This is a genomic window from Olsenella sp. An293 (assembly GCF_002159495.1).
Taxonomy (GTDB): domain Bacteria; phylum Actinomycetota; class Coriobacteriia; order Coriobacteriales; family Atopobiaceae; genus Thermophilibacter.
On the sequence record NZ_NFIT01000004.1, the window covers coordinates 164,257 to 179,441 of the forward strand.

At 69.1% G+C, this 15,185-nt stretch carries 12 protein-coding genes; 3 read left to right on the forward strand and 9 right to left on the reverse strand.

Annotation, left to right across the window (positions count from 1 at the left end):
• Positions 1-100: 100 nt before the first annotated feature.
• From cysS to B5F85_RS03900, 5 genes are all read right to left on the reverse strand, one after another.
• Positions 101-1,579 carry a cysteine--tRNA ligase gene (gene cysS, locus B5F85_RS03880; protein ID WP_087314569.1) on the reverse strand — a complete coding sequence of 493 codons (1,479 nt, stop codon included), beginning with the start codon at positions 1,577-1,579 and terminating at the stop codon, positions 101-103.
• A 229-nt stretch (positions 1,580-1,808) separates the two neighbouring features.
• Positions 1,809-2,288, reverse strand: coding sequence for a 2-C-methyl-D-erythritol 2,4-cyclodiphosphate synthase (gene ispF / locus B5F85_RS03885; protein WP_087314571.1), 480 nt, complete (start codon positions 2,286-2,288; stop codon positions 1,809-1,811).
• A gap of 114 nt (positions 2,289-2,402) precedes the next feature.
• Positions 2,403-3,167: a 2-C-methyl-D-erythritol 4-phosphate cytidylyltransferase gene (ispD, locus tag B5F85_RS03890; RefSeq protein ID WP_087314573.1), complete on the reverse strand. Its 765-nt coding sequence runs from the start codon at positions 3,165-3,167 to the stop codon at positions 2,403-2,405.
• Positions 3,167-4,246: a DNA integrity scanning diadenylate cyclase DisA gene (gene disA / locus B5F85_RS03895; RefSeq protein WP_087314575.1), complete on the reverse strand. Its 1,080-nt coding sequence runs from the start codon at positions 4,244-4,246 to the stop codon at positions 3,167-3,169. The genes ispD and disA overlap by 1 nt, the downstream gene beginning before the upstream one ends.
• A 174-nt stretch (positions 4,247-4,420) precedes the next feature.
• Positions 4,421-7,000, reverse strand: a complete 2,580-nt coding sequence (locus tag B5F85_RS03900; protein ID WP_087314578.1) for an ATP-dependent Clp protease ATP-binding subunit — start codon at positions 6,998-7,000, stop codon at positions 4,421-4,423.
• A 667-nt stretch (positions 7,001-7,667) separates the two neighbouring features.
• On the opposite strand from B5F85_RS03900, the gene B5F85_RS03905 reads away from it, so the two are divergent.
• Positions 7,668-8,774, forward strand: coding sequence for a hypothetical protein (locus B5F85_RS03905; protein ID WP_087314580.1), 1,107 nt, complete (start codon positions 7,668-7,670; stop codon positions 8,772-8,774).
• Positions 8,775-8,948: 174 nt separating this feature from the next.
• Here B5F85_RS03905 and lysS read toward each other — a convergent pair whose 3' ends face one another.
• The 3 genes from lysS to tatA all read right to left on the reverse strand — a co-directional run bounded on the left by lysS (position 8,949) and on the right by tatA (position 12,084).
• The gene (lysS, locus tag B5F85_RS03910; RefSeq protein WP_087314582.1) at positions 8,949-11,180 is read right to left on the reverse strand and encodes a lysine--tRNA ligase; all 2,232 of its coding nucleotides are present in this window, start codon (positions 11,178-11,180) and stop codon (positions 8,949-8,951) included.
• Positions 11,181-11,271: 91 nt separating this feature from the next.
• On the reverse strand, positions 11,272-11,748 hold the full coding sequence (greA, locus tag B5F85_RS03915) for a transcription elongation factor GreA (protein WP_087314584.1): 477 nt from the start codon (positions 11,746-11,748) through the stop codon (positions 11,272-11,274).
• A 27-nt stretch (positions 11,749-11,775) separates the two neighbouring features.
• The gene (gene tatA / locus B5F85_RS03920) at positions 11,776-12,084 is read right to left on the reverse strand and encodes a twin-arginine translocase TatA/TatE family subunit (RefSeq protein ID WP_204204620.1); all 309 of its coding nucleotides are present in this window, start codon (positions 12,082-12,084) and stop codon (positions 11,776-11,778) included.
• Positions 12,085-12,235: 151 nt separating this feature from the next.
• Between tatA and B5F85_RS03925 the strand changes: the two genes are divergently transcribed.
• The gene (locus B5F85_RS03925) at positions 12,236-13,060 is read left to right on the forward strand and encodes a fused MFS/spermidine synthase (protein WP_087314586.1); all 825 of its coding nucleotides are present in this window, start codon (positions 12,236-12,238) and stop codon (positions 13,058-13,060) included.
• 30 nt (positions 13,061-13,090) lie between these two features.
• On the opposite strand, the gene B5F85_RS03930 is transcribed toward B5F85_RS03925, so the two are convergent.
• Positions 13,091-14,236: a glycerate kinase gene (locus tag B5F85_RS03930; RefSeq protein WP_087314588.1), complete on the reverse strand. Its 1,146-nt coding sequence runs from the start codon at positions 14,234-14,236 to the stop codon at positions 13,091-13,093.
• 84 nt (positions 14,237-14,320) lie between these two features.
• Between B5F85_RS03930 and B5F85_RS03935 the strand changes: the two genes are divergently transcribed.
• Positions 14,321-15,166 carry an HAD family hydrolase gene (locus B5F85_RS03935; protein WP_087314590.1) on the forward strand — a complete coding sequence of 282 codons (846 nt, stop codon included), beginning with the start codon at positions 14,321-14,323 and terminating at the stop codon, positions 15,164-15,166.
• Positions 15,167-15,185 lie beyond the last annotated feature (19 nt).

The following is a 15,185-nucleotide window of genomic DNA, read 5'->3' on the forward strand; positions in this document are numbered from 1 at the left end:
GACCCGGGGCGCCCGGAGCGCCCCGCCTGGGGGCGTCCGCCCTTGCCCTTGCCGCCGCGCACGTCGCGGCCGGGCGTACGAGACTGATTCTTTGCCACGCTTACTCCTTGCGGTGCAGGCGCGCGCCCGAGGCGGTGTCCTCCACCACGAGGCCGAGCGCGGTGATGCCGTCACGGATGGCGTCAGCGACGCCCCAGTTCTTCTCGGCACGTGCCGCCTGGCGCGCGGCGAGCAGGGCCTCGGCCGCCTCGGCGGCAGAGGCGCCCTCGTAGCCGGCCTGGTCGCGCGCGAGGTCCACGAGCCCGGCGGGCAGGTCGTCGTCGCCGGCGGAGCGGCCCAGGCCGATGCCCATCACGTCGGCGAGCTCGCAGAGCATGTCCGCAGCGCGCAGGCAGACGGCGGTGGAGGTGTCGTCGGCGGCCTCTGCCAGATAGGTGTTTGCGGCGGTCACCAGCGAGAAGATCGCGGCGAGGCCTCCCGCGGTGTTGAAGTCGTCGTCCATCTGGCGGCAGAACTCCTCGCGCGCCTCGTCGATCTTGCGGCCGAGGGTGCGGTCGGCGTCGTTGAGCTCGCCGTCCTGCGGGGAGCGCTCGGCGGCCCAGCGGAGGTTCCGCGCGCAGGTCTCGAGGCGCTCGAGCGTGCCGGCCACGCCCTCGAGGCGCTCGAAGGAGAAGTCGAGCGGCGCGCGGTAGTGGGTCTGCAGCATGAGCAGACGCACGGCGTCGGCCGGGTACTTGTCGAGCACCTCCTTGAGCGTGTAGAAGTTGCCGAGGCTCTTGGACATCTTCTCGCCGTTGACGCGCAGCATCCCCGTGTGCATCCAGGTGTTGGCGAGCGCCGTGTCCCAGGCGCACATGGCCTGGGCGGTCTCGTTCTCGTGGTGCGGGAAGATGAGGTCGGCGCCGCCGCCGTGGATGTCGATGGGGGTGCCCAGGTAGCGGTGGATCATCGCGCAGCACTCGGTGTGCCAGCCGGGACGGCCGTCGCCCCAGGGGCTGGGCCAGCTCGGCTCGCCGGGCTTGGCGGCCTTCCAGAGCGCGAAGTCAAACGGGTCACGCTTCTCGTCGTTGACCTCCACTCGCTCGCCGGCGCGCATCTGGTCGAGGTCGCGGCCGGAGAGAATGCCGTAGCTGTGGTCGGCGCGCACGGAGAAGTAGACGTCGCCGGAGGGCACCGGGTAGGCCACGCCGCGCTCGATGAGGAGCGTGATCATCTCCTGCATGGCCTCGATCTCGTGCGTGGCGCGCGGGCGGATGTCCGGGTCGAGCACGCCAAAGCGGTGCATCTGCTCGATGAAGGCGGCCGAGCACTCCTCGGCGACCTCGGCCGCGGTGCGGCCGCACTCGTTGGCGCGGTTGATGATCTTGTCGTCCACGTCGGTGAGGTTCTGGGCAAAGGTGACCTGATAGCCCTTGTACATGAGGTAGCGACGGATCACGTCAAACGCGAGGAAGGTCCGCGCGTTGCCGATGTGGATCTGGTCGTAGACGGTGGGGCCGCAGACGTACATGCGAATCTTGCCGGGCTCGATGGGGACGAGCTCCTCCTTCTTGTGCGTCTGACTGTTGTAGACGAGCATGCGCGCTCCTTGGGTGTCTGTCGGAAACGTTCCGACCAGTATAGCGCGGCGCCCGCGGGGTGAGTTCTTCTCGCCCGGCGCGGGGGCGGGGCGCGGGCGGGGCGGCTGCGATTCGCGCGGATTTGTAAGCGCAAAACGGACTGTCAGCGCGATGGGCCGGAAAGTCTAAGCAACGCGGCGCATTACGCGGCGCGGCGCCCGTCGCGCGAGCTCAGCAGGCCGAGAAGGACTACCGGCCGTCGTCGAGAAGGGCCACGGCCCAGGCGGCGATGCCCTCCTCGCGGCCCACGAACCCGAGCCGCTCGGTGGTCGTGGCCTTCACGCCCACGGCATCCACGGGCACGCCCAGCGCGGCAGCCATGTTGGCGCGCATCTGATCGCGGTGGGGCGCGAGCTTGGGCGCCTGCGCCGCGACGGTGCAGTCCACGTCGAGGATGCGGTAGCCGCGCTCGCGCGCGAGCTCGGCCACGCGGCGCATCAGGACGAGCGAGTCCGCGCCCTCGTAGGCGGGGTCGGTGTCCGGAAAGAGACCCCCGATGTCACCCGCGCGCATGGCACCGAGCACGGCGTCCATGAGCGCGTGGGCGAGCACGTCGGCGTCGGAGTGGCCGGCGAGCCCCCGCTCGCACGGCACGTCGACGCCTCCGAGCACCAGACGGCGCCCCTCCGCGAACGCGTGCACGTCAAAGCCGTGTCCGATGCGCAGCATGACAGTTCCTTTCTGGCAGACTTGACAATCTCGTCAGGTTATATTGTCAAGCGCTCGCGCTTGACAATATAACCTGACGAGATTGTCAAGTCTGCCAAGCCCCTGCCCCCTGGGTCACCCAAGCAGTCGCCGCTCGAGAGCGGCCTCGGCAAGGGCCAGGTCCTCGGGCAGCGTGACCTTGATGTTGTCGCGCGAGGACTCGACCACGCGCACCTTGCCGCCCATGCGCTCCACCAGGGAGGCGTCGTCGGTCCCCAGGTACTCGTCGCGCGCGGCGGCCTTGTGCGCGGCGAGAAGGACCCGGCGCCGAAAGACCTGCGGGGTCTGGGCGGCCCAATAGAAGCTGCGGTCGGGCGTCGCCACGATGGTCGTACCCTCGACGAGCTTGAGGGTGTCGACGGAGCGCGTCGCGAGGATGGCGCCGGCAAGCGCCGGATCCTGGCGGACCGCCGCGATCGCGGCCTCGATCATCTCGGCCTCCACCAGCGGCCGCGCGGCGTCATGGACGGCGACGAACTCCAGGTCGCGGGGGACCGCCCCCAGCCCGGAGAGCACCGAATCCTGACGGGTCGCCCCGGACGGGGCGAGCGCCACCGGCTTTTTGAGGGAGAGCCGCGCGAGCACGTCCTTCTCGACCTGCGCCGCCCGGTCCGGGGCGCAGACCACCACGAGCCGCGCCACCGACGGCGCCTGCTCGAACGCGGCGATCGACCAGCACATGAGGGGCAGGCCGGCGAGCTCGACGAACTGCTTTCCGCGCGGGTCGCCAAAGCGCTCGCCCGAGCCTCCCGCGACGATGACGGCGCAGGTGTCGGCGGGGGGCTCGGCGGAGCCGACGCGGCAGGCGCACGCCTCGGGGCAGGGGGCGCCGGCGCCCATCACTCGCCCTTCCCCCACATGCGGTGCAGGCTGTTGGCGAGCACGTCGGGATTCTTGACGCCGATCTTGCCGAGGCGTGAGGGGTCGTCGTCCACGGCCTCGAGGACCTCCTGCAGCGAGCCGTACTCGTCGACGATCTTGTCGGCCATGCCCTCGCGCACGACGGGCACGCGCGAGAGCGTGCGCAGGCCGAGCGGGGTCATGATGCTGTCCTCGCCGCAGTCGTCGCCAAAGCCGAGGATGCGCGCCACGGTCTTGGCGGAGCGCAGCTGCGTGTTGACGGTGTCGTGCAGGCGGCGGCGCACGGTGCGCGCGGTCTCCTCGGAGGAGTCCGCGGCGTAGTCGCGAATCATGAGGGTGTAGGCCTCGTCGACGCCGGCGAGGTACTCGTCGCGCTGCATCTGGGCGATCTTGCCCTCGCGGCCGAGCTGGACGATGCAGTCGTCGAGTTCGCTGCCGGCGGTGAGCAGCGCCTCGAAGAGGTAGAAGAGGTCGGTGAGGTCCCCGAGCGTGACCATGTTGTCGAGCTCGAGGCTCGTGAGGTGCAGCAGGTTGCGATCGAGCTGGGAGCGGGTGTTCTGCATGGCGACGGTCAGCTGGTTGACCGTCGTGAGCAAATCGCTCACCGGCTTGATCTGGAAGCCCTTGCCGTCCACGTAGACGTTGATGATCGAGCGACGAGAGGAGACCGAGACGACCATCGCCCGGGTGAGCAGGCTCATGCGGGCCGCCGTGCGGTGGCGCGTGCCCGTCTCGGACGTGGGCAACGACGGGTCTGGGTTGAGGTGGTAGTTGGCGCGCAAGATCTTGGTGAAGTCGCGGTCGATGACCACGGCGCCGTCCATCTTGCAGAGCTCGAAGAGGCGGTTGGCCGTGAACGAGACGTCGAGCTTGAAGCCGTCGTCCCCGGCGGCCAGCACGTTCTCCGTGTCGCCGACGCAGATGAGGGCGCCGAGGTGGCCCGCGAGGATCATGTCGAGCGCCAAGCGCAGCGGGGTCCCGGGCGCGGTGTTCTTGATCGCGTCCTGGAGGCGCTGCTCGCGGTCGGCGGCACCGGTGTCAAGCTGGGTGGCATCCATGGGCGGCCCTTCGTGCGCTGCCGGCACGCATGCGGGCCGGCTCCCTTATTGAGTCTGAGTATATCGCGCGGCGCGAAGCGGGGCAGGTCGGCATGTAACAATTAGGGCAGGTTGAATTGTCACATGCCGCCCCGCCCCGTTTTGACGGCTAGGTGCTCAGCGCCAGGACGTTGTTTACGCCCCGGAAGCGAGCAGCCCGCCGGCTCCGGGCGCGCCCGAGGAGGGCTCGGGCAGCGGCGCCGGTTCCGGGCCCATGAGGTGCTCGCGGCGGCGCGGCGCGGGGATCTCGCCGACGGCGTGCTCAAAGACGAGCTGGCCGTCCTTCTCGTCCACGCGAATGATCTCGCCGCGATGCCACAGACCCTGCAGCAGCTCCTCGGAGAGCGGGTCCTCGATGAGCGTCTGGATGGCGCGGCGCAGCGGGCGTGCGCCGTAGACCGGGTCGGCGCCCTCCTTGGCCACGAGGTCGCGCGCGGCGTCGGTGAGCTCGATGGACATGCCCTGCGCGATGAGGCGCTCGCGGAGGTCGGCGACCATGAGCTCGACGATGCCCCGCAGCTGCTCGGGCGTGAGCGACTTGAAGACCACTACCTCGTCCACGCGGTTGAGGAACTCCGGGCGGAAGTGCTTCTTGAGCTCGGACATGACGCGGCTCGTGATCTCCTTGTCGGAGAGGCCCGACGCCCCCTGGGCCGAGAAGCCCATCGTGGTGGTCTGCGCGATGTCGCGCGCGCCGATGTTGGACGTCATGATGATGACGGTGTTGGAGAAGTCCACGTGACGGCCCTGGCCGTCGGTGAGCCGGCCCTCCTCCAGGATCTGGAGAAGCACGTTGAAGACGTCGGGGTGAGCTTTCTCGACCTCGTCGAAGAGCACGACCGAGTAGGGACGCCGGCGCACCGCCTTGGTGAGCTCGCCGCCCTCGTCGTAGCCAACGTAGCCGGGAGGGGCGCCCACGAGCTTGGAGACGGTGTGCTTCTCCATGAACTCGGACATGTCAAAGCTGATGAGCGCCTCCTCGGAGCCAAAGAGAAACTCCGCGAGCGCCTTGGCGAGCTCGGTCTTGCCCACGCCCGAGGGGCCCAGGAAGATGAACGAGCCGCCCGGTCGGCGCGGGTCCTTGAGCGGGGAGCGGCTGCGGCGGATGGCCTTGGCGACCTTGGTCACGGCCTCGTCCTGGCCCACGACGCGCTGGTGCAGCACGTCCTCGCAGCGCAGGAGCTTGGAGGCCTCCGCCTCGGTGAGGCTCGAGACGGGCACGCCGGTCATGGAGGAGACCACGTCGGCGATATCGTCCTCGTCGACGGTCACCACGTTGGCGGCGAGCCGCTCGCGCCAGGCGGTCTCGAGCTCGTCGCGCTGGGACACGAGGGCCTTCTCCTCGTCGCGCAGGCGCGCGGCGTCCTCGAACTCCTGGGCCGCCGCGGCGGCGGACTTCTCCTCGCGCACGCGTGCCAGGTCGGCGTCGACCTGGGCGATCTCGGGCGGCAGCGCCATCTTGTGGACGCGCGTGCGAGCGCCGGCCTCGTCGAGCACGTCGATGGCCTTGTCCGGCAGGAAGCGGTCCTGGACGTAGCGGCTCGAGAGCGTCACCGCGGCCTGGACGGCGTCGTCGGTGTAGCTCACGTGGTGGTGCTTCTCGTAGCGGTCCTTGAGGCCCTCGATGATCTTGACGGTGTCCTCGGGGCTGGGCTCGCCGATGCTGACCGGCTGGAAGCGGCGCTCGAACGCCGAGTCCTTCTCGACGTGCTTGCGGAACTCCTCGGCCGTGGTGGCGCCGATGACCTGGATCTCGCCGCGCGAGAGGGGCGGCTTCAAGATCGATGCGGCATCAATGGAGCCCTCGGCCGAGCCGGCGCCGATGACGGTGTGGATCTCGTCGATGAATAGGATGTCGTTCTCGGACTCCTCGAGCTCGCGCACGACCTTCTTCATGCGCTCCTCGAACTCGCCGCGATACTTGGAGCCGGCGACGAGACTCGCGAGGTCGAGCGTCCAGATCTGCTTGCCGCGCAGGATGTCGGGCACGTTGCCCGAGGCGATGAGCTGCGCGAGCCCCTCGACGATCGCGGTCTTGCCCACGCCCGGGTCGCCGAGGATGAGCGGGTTGTTCTTCTGGCGGCGCGCGAGGACCTGCATGACGCGCTCGATCTCGCGGTCGCGGCCGATCACCGGGTCGAGCTTGCCGTCCGTGGCCAGCTTGGTGAGGTTGCGGCCGTACTGCTCGAGCACGGAGCCCTCCTCGCCGGGCTGCTGCGGTCCGCCAAAGCCCGCCATGCGGACGTCGGCGGCCGCCGGCTGGCGGGGGGCCTCGCTTTGCTTGGAGGAGAGCTCGGCCACGGCGTTGCGGACGGCGTCGCCCGAGACGCCCATCTGGCGCAGGGCGTCCATCGCGCGGCCGTTGCCCTCGGAGACGATGCCGAGCAGTAGGTGCTCGGTGGCGATGTAGTTCTGGCCGTGCGTCATGGTCTCGCGGTAGGCACCCTCCAGCACGCGCTTGGCGCGCGGCGTGAAGGGGATGTGGCCGCCGGGGACGGGCTCGTTGTCGCTGGCAGTGAGGCCGCGGACCGTGGCGAGCGTCTCGTCGTAGGTGATGTCGAGCTTGGCGAGGGCCTGGGCGGCGACGCCCTCGCCCTCCTTGATGAGGGCGAGCAGTAGGTGCTCGGTGCCCACGTACATTTGCCCGAGGCTTCTGGCTTCGTCCTGCGCGAGGCTCATGACCTTGCGCGCCTTGTCGGTGAACTTCTCAAACATTGAGGTTGTCCTCTCGCGATAGTTTCACAGCTATAGTTTGTACCCACACGCCCGTCCGCGCAAACGGGGCGTCACTTCTCTGTGACGCACGTGACGATGAGCGCACTTCTCGCCGGAGCCCGGGAGCCCGCCCGCACTTCTCGCCTGAGCCCAGAAGCCCGCCCGAACGCCCGCCCGCACTTCTCGGCATCGGTCGAGAAGAACAACGCACTTGGAGACTTCGCGCATTGAGTGCGGGCTCCAACGCACTGGATGCGAACACTCGACGACAAATTCCGAGAAGGACCGCGCACTCGAGGTCGCCCCGCCCAAAAACCGCCCGCACTTCTCGCCCGCACTCATAAGTGCGCGCATAGAGTGCGGCCCAGCGCGCACTTCTCGCACAAGGCCTCCTCCGGGGACGAGCGCCAGCATCTCGCCTAATCCTTCGAACAGGCAAAACATCGCGACCCGTGGATTTCCCGTGCAGAGCCGCGCCCATCCCGCGCGAACGGAGCCCTCTTGTTCCGGTGCCGTGTCCTGCGCGGCCCCTCTCACCCGCGGCCATCCGAAAGCTGCGCGAAAGCTCCCACCAAGCTAAGACGCAGCTCTCCGTACGCTCGCCTTGCTAGGCTTTTCCGCCAAGAAGCCAACCCCCTTAAGGAGGACCACTCGAAAGGAGGCTCGCGTGGACGTCTTTCTCGCCGGAACCGACTCGCTCAAGCTGACGCGCATCGCTCGCAAGGACCCGGACCTCGCCCTCGTGCCCGCCGGCAACGCCCACCGCCGTTCCCGCCAATCCCCCATTGACATCGCCGCCCTCAGGCTCGCTCTACCGGAGGACCTGTGCTCGTTCTCTCCCGCCGAGCCTCTCTCGCTCACGTTCTTCTCGCGCGAAAGCCGCTCGTCTGCCGCGTGCCTCTCGTCCCGCGCCCTTCTCACCCGCCTTCCCGAGGACTCGTTTCTAGAGGTCATTCAGGCCAGCGGGGATCCTTGGCCCTATGCGGGGAGCGGCGAGCTCCACCTGTTCGTCGAGTCCCCCGGACTGAGCCTGGTGCGCATGGAGCAGCAGGTCCAGAGGCTCGTCAAACGTGACGCCCTCACGCCAAACGCCGCCTTCATCAAGCTGCTCACGTTTCCCATGGAGGCGTGCGGGCTATACGCCCGCGACCCAAGCGACCCCGCGCACGGTCCCTGCGCCTTCGAGCTCGAGCCGGTTCAATCACCCGAGAAAATCGTCGGGCTTCTGGGCAACCTCGAGGGAATCCGGGGGCTGAGACAGGCGCGTCACGCAGCCGCGCTCGTGCAGAGCGGCGCAGGATCGCCAGAGGAGACGCTGCTCTCGCTCGCGTTCAAGCTGCCCGAGCACCTCGGCGGCATCGAGGCTCCCGCCTTTCTTGAGAACGAGCCCATCGACTGGCCACAGGATGTGCACCATCTCATCGAGCACAAGCAGATGCGGCCGGACTTTAACTGGCCCGGACACCTGACTGCCGGGGAGTACAACGGCAAGGACCACATAAGCGAGGCGGCCTTCGAGGAGGACCAGCGACGGATTCGAGACTATCAAAGGTGCGGCATCTCCGTCTTCCCCGCGAGCTACAAGAACGTGCGCACCGTCCACGCCCTGAGCGGCTACCTCGCGAGCATCGCGCACTCGCTCGCCAAGACCGAGGGGCCGGAGTTCGAGGCACGGGTTCGACGCACGCTCGAAGACGCAGGGGCGACGCACGCGAGGAAGGTCCTTCTCAGCCAGACGCTTCCCGCCATACCCAGCGAGAAGCCCAGCTGGTAGTGAGGGCGCCCGGCACCCATTGGCCCGGCGCCCCTTGGCGTGGCGCCCCCCTGGCCCGGCACCCCTTGGCGTGGCGCCCCCCCATCGAGAAAAGCCCGCACTTCTTGCGCGCACTTACGAGTGCGGGCGAGAAGTGCGGGCGGGCTCGCAGGCGCGGGCGCTGCCGGGGAGGCGCTACTTGCCAAACGTGTCGCGGTCCGGCGCGATGGCCTGCATCGCGGCGATCGTGCGGGCGAAGAGCTCGTCGAGCTCCATGCCGCAGAGCTCGGCGCCCTGGCGGATGACGTCGCGGTTGCAGCCCGCGGCGAAGCGCTTGTCCTTGAACTTCTTCTTGAGCGACTTCACCTCGAAGTCCATGACGGACTTGCTCGGGCGCATGATCACCGCCGCGCCGATGAGGCCCGTGAGCTCGTCAACGGCAAACAGGACCTTCTCCATGGGCAGCTCCGGCGCCGGCAGGTCGGGGTTGTTCATCGAGTTGTGCGACTGGATCGCGCGCACCAGCGCCTCGGAGCCGCCCGCCGCGCGGATCAGCTCGCCGGCGTAGGTGGTGTGGCCCACGGGGTCGTCCGCGTGCTCCTCCCAGTCGAGGTCGTGCAGGATGCCCACGACCTCCCAGAAGTCGGCGTTGTCGGGGTCCTCCTGGAGCGCAAACTGTCGCATCACGCCGCCCACGGTCGCACCGTGCTTGAGGTGGAACTCCTCCTTGTTGTGCGCGGCGAGCAGGACGAGCGCCTCGTCGCGGGAGATCCCGGCGACAAGCGCCGCGGGGCCCTCGACCGCGGCCGCGACCTTCTCGCTGTCGGCGGCGATGGCGTCGACGGAGGCGGCCGTGTTGTCGGTCACGACGCCCGCGACCTGCGCCTCGATGTCCGCCTTGGTGATGGTCTCGGGCTTCATGGCCGGGAAGAGCAGCACGTCGCGGATGGCGGGCTGGTCGCAGAAGAGCATGACCATTCGGTCGATGCCGTAGCCGATGCCACCCGCCGGCGGCATGCCGTACTCGAGCGCGCGCACGTAGTCGTAGTCGTAGCCCATGGCCTCGTCGTCGCCCAGGCCCTTGGCCGCGACCTGCTCGGCGAAGCGTCCCGCCTGGTCGACGGGGTCGTTGAGCTCGGAGAAGGCGTTGGCGTACTCGTGGCCGGCGATGACCAGCTCAAAGCGGTCGGTGAGGCGCGGGTCCTCGGGCTTGCGCTTGGAGAGCGGGGAGACCTCCTCGGGGTAGTCGCAGACGAAGGTGGGGTTGACGATGGTCTTCTCGCCCAGCTCGTCGTAGAGCTCGAAGAGCAGCTTGCCGGGGCCCCAGCTCGGCTGGACCTCGATGCCGTTCTTCTCGCAGAGCTCGCGCAGGTGCTCAATGGGGGTGTCCATCGTAAGCTGCTCGCCCACGCACTCGGAGGCGATCTCGGAGAGCGGGCGGCTCGCCCAGGTGCCGGACATGTCGATCGTCTGACCCTGGTAGGTGATGACCTCGTGGCCCTCCTCGCAGCCGCAGACCTCGCGCGCGATCATCTTGAAGAGGCCCTCGGAGAGGCGCTTCATGCCCTCGAGGTCGGCGTAGGCGCAGTAGGCCTCCATCGAGGTGAACTCGGGGTTGTGCGTGAGGTCCATGCCCTCGTTGCGGAAGTTGCGGCCGATCTCGAAGACGCGCTCGAGGCCGCCCACGATGAGGCGCTTGAGCGGAAGCTCGGTGGCGATGCGCAGGTAGAAGTCACGGTCGAGCGCGTTGAAGTGCGTGACGAACGGCTTGGCGTTGGCGCCGCCGAGGATGGCGTGCATCATCGGCGTCTCGACCTCCATGTAGCCATCGGCCTCCATGAAGCGACGGATGAGGGAGACGATCTGGCTGCGCTTGCGGAAGACGTCGCGGACCTCGGGGTTCATGATGAGGTCGACGTAGCGCTGGCGGTAGCGGACCTCGCGGTCGGTGAGGCCGTGGAACTTCTCGGGCAGCGGCCGCAGGGACTTGGAGAGCATCGTGAGGCGCGCGGGCGAGACGGAGAGCTGGCCGCGGCGGGTGCGCAGGATGGTGCCCGTGGCCCCCAGGATGTCGCCGAGGTCGAGGTTGGAGAGAAGCGCCCAGCCCTCGTCGCCGAGCACGTCGTGGCGGCAGAAGAGCTGAATGGAGCCGCTCACGTCCTCGAGCACGATGAAGGCGGCCTTGCCCTGCTTGCGCAGCGCCCTGATGCGGCCGGCGACGCTTGCCACGTCCTCGGTGTCCGCGCCGTCCTCGAGGCCGGCGTACTTCTCCTCAAGCTCGGCGGCGTGGGCCGTCACCTCGGACGCGATGGGGTACGGGTTCACGCCCGCGTCAATGAGCGCCTGGCGGCGCGCGCGGCGCATCGAGCGCTCGTCAGTGGTTGCTGCGGTGCCGGCGGGGGCGCCGACGGTGGTCTCCTGGGCCATGGTCTCTCCTCATGTCTCACAGACTGCGCCCCGCACCTGCGATGCCGCAGACACGGGGCGCCACGTTTCACTTTTGCGGGGTCAGGGCACGCTAGCGGCTGATCGCCGTGATGGTGTAGCTCCTGCTCCTGCCGGACGGCGCCATGACCTCGATCTTGTCGCCCTCCCTGTGGCCCACGAGGGCGGCGCCCACGGGGGACTCGTTCGAGATCTTGTGCTCGAGCGAGTTGGTCTCGGTGGTGCCGACGATCGTGAAGCTCGTTTTGGCGCCCTTCTCGTCCTCGAGCTCGACCGTGGTGCCGATGGAGACGGTCAGCTCGCCGCTGCCGGCCTCGACGACCGTGGCGATCGAGAGGATCTGGCGGATCTCGTTGATGCGGGAGGCGTTGCGGGCCTCCTCCTCCTTGGCGGCGTCGTACTCGGAGTTCTCCGAGAGGTCGCCAAAGCCGCGTGCCTCCTTGATGCGCTCGACGATCTCGTCGTGCTTCTCGCCCTCGCGATAGGCGAGCTCGTCCACCAGGCGCTGACGGCCCTCGGGGGTGAGCTCGATCTTCTTGGTGTTGTCCATGCTCTGCTCCCTATCTGGCGCGTGAGGTTAGTCGAGCTTGGTGCCGCACTTGGAGCAGAAGCCCGCGTCGGCGGAGTTCTTGGTGCCGCACTTGGAGCAGAACTTGGTCTCGGGGGCGTCGGCGTCATCCTCGTCCTCGATGACCTCGACGGGCTCGTCGTGAGACTCGACGGGGCTCTCGGACTTGTCCTCGGAGCCCTCCTCCATGCCCTCGCGGACGTTCTTCACGGTCTTGCCGAGGGCGGAGCCGATCTTGGGCAGGTTCTTGGGCCCAAAGATGACGAGGATGACGATGAGGATGATGAGCAGCTCAGGGATACCCAGGCCAAGAATCATGATGAAGTGTCCTTCCGGTGCGATGTGTCTCGTGGGCGCACAGGCCCAATACAGCATCAGCTAGTATAGCCGACGTTGCACCCTACTCACAATCTCTAAACGCGAGAATTGCCGCGGCACGCGGGCTCGCGAGAGGCCCCGGGGAGGTCCCGTGAAAGAGTTCTTCATCGGCCTGGCGATCTTGACCGTTGTCTGCACGGCCATCCTGGCCGCGCTGCCATGGCTGCTGCGCCGGCGCGGCGTGGAGATGCGCCGGACCAAGTTTGGCCTCACGCTGGTCTTTGACTCCGCCGACGCCGACGGCACGCCCGTGCGCCTGCTCAACGTCAACGGAACCTTCCAGTCCGTGAGCTACGTGCCCGATGGCCTGCGCTTTGAGCTTGCCTGCGTCTACCACCGCGTCATGGCGTCCGTGATCGAGGGGCTGGACCGGCCCGTGCGCGTGATGGTCATGGGCGGGGGCGGCTACTCGCTGCCCAAGTACCTGGCGGCCTTTGTGCCCGCCGCACGCACCGACGTGGTGGAGGTGGACCCCGCGATCACGCGCCTCGCGCGCGAGCGCTTCTTCCTCGACGAATGCCTCGAGAAGACGGGGGCCGAGAAGGACGGGCGGCTCCGGCTGGTGACGGGCGATGCCTGGGCGTTTTTGCGCGCGGCGACCGAGCCCTACGACGTGATCGTCAACGACGCCTTCTCCGGCAAGCGCCCGCTCGGGCCGCTGGAGACCTCGGAGGGGGCGCGCGTGCTGCGCTCGCGGCTCGCCGAGGGCGGCGTCTACCTAGCAAACGTGCGCTGTTCCTGCGAGGGACCCGGTGACAGGCCGCTGCGCGAGGTGGAGGACGCCTTCGGGCGCGAGTTCGCACACGTGGCCGTGGTCCCCGAGTGGGCGGACGAGCCGCGCAAGCCCGGCAACAACGTGGTCGTGGCGACGGACGCGGAGCTGACGCTGCCCGAGGGCGCCGTCGTCGTGCAGTAGGGGCCGGGCCGTCTCGGGGCGGGCCGGCGCTCAGCCCAGGCGCGCGCCCAGCGCCAGCAGCGAGAAGAGCCGCTCGGCCGCGAGGGCGTAGAGCTCCTCCGCGCGGGAGAGCGCCTCCTCGAGCGGCATCGCGTCGATGGCCGTGGGCACCCACGCCGCGACGCCGGGCACCGATGCCGCCGCGTCCGCGCTCATGCCGCCCACCACCGCCACGCAGGGCACGCCCGCAGCCTCGCAGGCTGCCGCCACGCCAGCCACGACCTTGCCGCGCGCGGTCTGCGCGTCGGCGTGCCCCTCCCCCGTGACGCAGAGGTCCGCCCCCGCCAGCACCTCCGAGAAGCGCGTGAGCTCGAGGACGCGCGCCATGCCGCTGCCCGCCTGCGCACCGAGAAACGCCATCGCGCCCGCACCCAGGCCGCCCGCCGCGCCGGCGCCCGGCACGTCGAAGTCGCGCCCGAAGGTCCGCTCGAGCACGCGGGCGTAGTTTGCCATGCCGGCGTCGAGCTCGGCGACCATCGCGGGCGTGGCTCCCTTTTGCGGGGCATAGACTGCACTCGCGCCGTCCGGGCCCAGAAGCGGGTTGTCCACGTCGCACATGAGGTGGAAGCTCGTCCGGGCGACGCGCGGGTCGAGGCCGGAGAGGTCGATCGAAGCGATGCGCGCCAGGTCGGCGCCACAGCCCGCGAGCTCACGGCCGGAGACGTCCAGGAGGCGCGCGCCGAGAGCTCGCATGCAGCCGGCGCCACCGTCGTTGGTCGCGCTGCCGCCGATGGCGAGCGTCACGTCGAGCGCGCCGGCGTCGAGCGCGGCGCGGATGAGCTCGCCGGTGCCGTAGGTGCTCGTGAGCAGCGGGTTCTTCTCGCCCGGAGCGAGCAGGGGGAGGCCCGAGGCGGCTGCCATCTCGATGATGGCGCGTCCGTCGGGCAGCATGCCGTAGGCGGCCTCGACCGGACGGCCCAAGGGATCGGCCACGCAAACGCGCCGCAGGTCTCCGCCGCAGGCCGCGACGAGCGCCTCGACCGTGCCGTCGCCGCCGTCCGCCATGGGCACCGCCACGCAGGCGCAGCCGGGAACGTGTCGGCGCGCCGCCGCCTCGAGCAGGCGCGCCGCATCCGCAGAGGTCAGCGTCCCCTTGAACGAGTCGGACGCAAAGACGAACCTGGGCGAACCCGCCATGGGCCCCTCCTGATGAATGATGAAAAGTGACAGTCCTTTTTCATCAAGACTATACTTCACCGGGAAAACGACGAAGGAGACCTCTTGATCAAGCTCTTTGCGAGTGACCTCGACGGCACGCTCTTCAACGCCCTGCACCAGACCGACGGCGCCATCCTTCGCCGGCTGCGACGCGTGACCGGCGCCGGACGACACGTGGCCCTGGCAACGGGCCGCTGGTCGAGCACGGGCGCCGAGCTGGGCTTTGACGACCTGCCCCTCGAGGTGGTGAGCGGCAACGGCGCCTTTGTCTACGACGCCCGCGGCCAGCTGCTGCGCAGCGTGGAGATCTCCCCGGCGACACTCGAGGAGCTGCTCGGCGCCTTTCCCACCTGCTGCTTCACCTGCGTGGCGCCGGACGGGACGTTTGTGCGCGGCTCGCGCGAGAGCCAGCTGGCGGGGTATCTCCCCTCGCCCGGCCTGCTCGGGAGGTTCGTGGCCTGGCGCTTTCGTCGGCGCGGCCCCGCCGAGGACATGGTCTTCGACCAGACAGACGAGGACGTCCTGTCGCACACGATCTGCAAGGTCAACTGCCGCGTGCTCGACCCCGGGCTCAAGGCGGAGCTCGCGGCCTTTGTGGCCGAGCACGAGGACACGCTCGTGAACGCCTCGTTTGACGGGGACCTCTTCGAGCTCACGGAGGCGAGCGTCAACAAGGGCGAGGCGGTGGCCTGGCTGGCCGGGCATCTTGGCATCGCGGAGGACGAGGTCGCGGTCTACGGCGACGGAGGCAACGACATCGCGATGCTCGAGCGCTTCGAGCACGCCTATGCCACGCACAACGGCAGCGAGGACGCCAAGCGCGCCGCGGGCCACGTGATCGGCAGCTGCGCGCTGCATGCGGTGCCGCGCCACATGCTGGCGACGACGCGCCGGGAGGGGACGCTCTAGGGACGATCCCGCGGGGATG

What these genes read in the sequence shown, in the direction of transcription:
- cysS (WP_087314569.1), bottom strand. Translation starts at nt 1,579, where the DNA reads ATGCTCGTCTACAACAGTCAGACGCACAAGAAGGAGGAGCTCGTCCCC.
- ispF (WP_087314571.1), bottom strand. Translation starts at nt 2,288, where the DNA reads ATGCTGCGCATCGGACACGGCTTTGACGTGCACGCGTTCGCGGAGGGG.
- ispD (WP_087314573.1), bottom strand. Translation starts at nt 3,167, where the DNA reads ATGGGCGCCGGCGCCCCCTGCCCCGAGGCGTGCGCCTGCCGCGTCGGC.
- disA (WP_087314575.1), bottom strand. Translation starts at nt 4,246, where the DNA reads ATGGATGCCACCCAGCTTGACACCGGTGCCGCCGACCGCGAGCAGCGC.
- B5F85_RS03900 (WP_087314578.1), bottom strand. Translation starts at nt 7,000, where the DNA reads ATGTTTGAGAAGTTCACCGACAAGGCGCGCAAGGTCATGAGCCTCGCG.
- lysS (WP_087314582.1), bottom strand. Translation starts at nt 11,180, where the DNA reads ATGGCCCAGGAGACCACCGTCGGCGCCCCCGCCGGCACCGCAGCAACC.
- greA (WP_087314584.1), bottom strand. Translation starts at nt 11,748, where the DNA reads ATGGACAACACCAAGAAGATCGAGCTCACCCCCGAGGGCCGTCAGCGC.
- tatA (WP_204204620.1), bottom strand. Translation starts at nt 12,084, where the DNA reads ATGATTCTTGGCCTGGGTATCCCTGAGCTGCTCATCATCCTCATCGTC.
- B5F85_RS03930 (WP_087314588.1), bottom strand. Translation starts at nt 14,236, where the DNA reads ATGGCGGGTTCGCCCAGGTTCGTCTTTGCGTCCGACTCGTTCAAGGGG.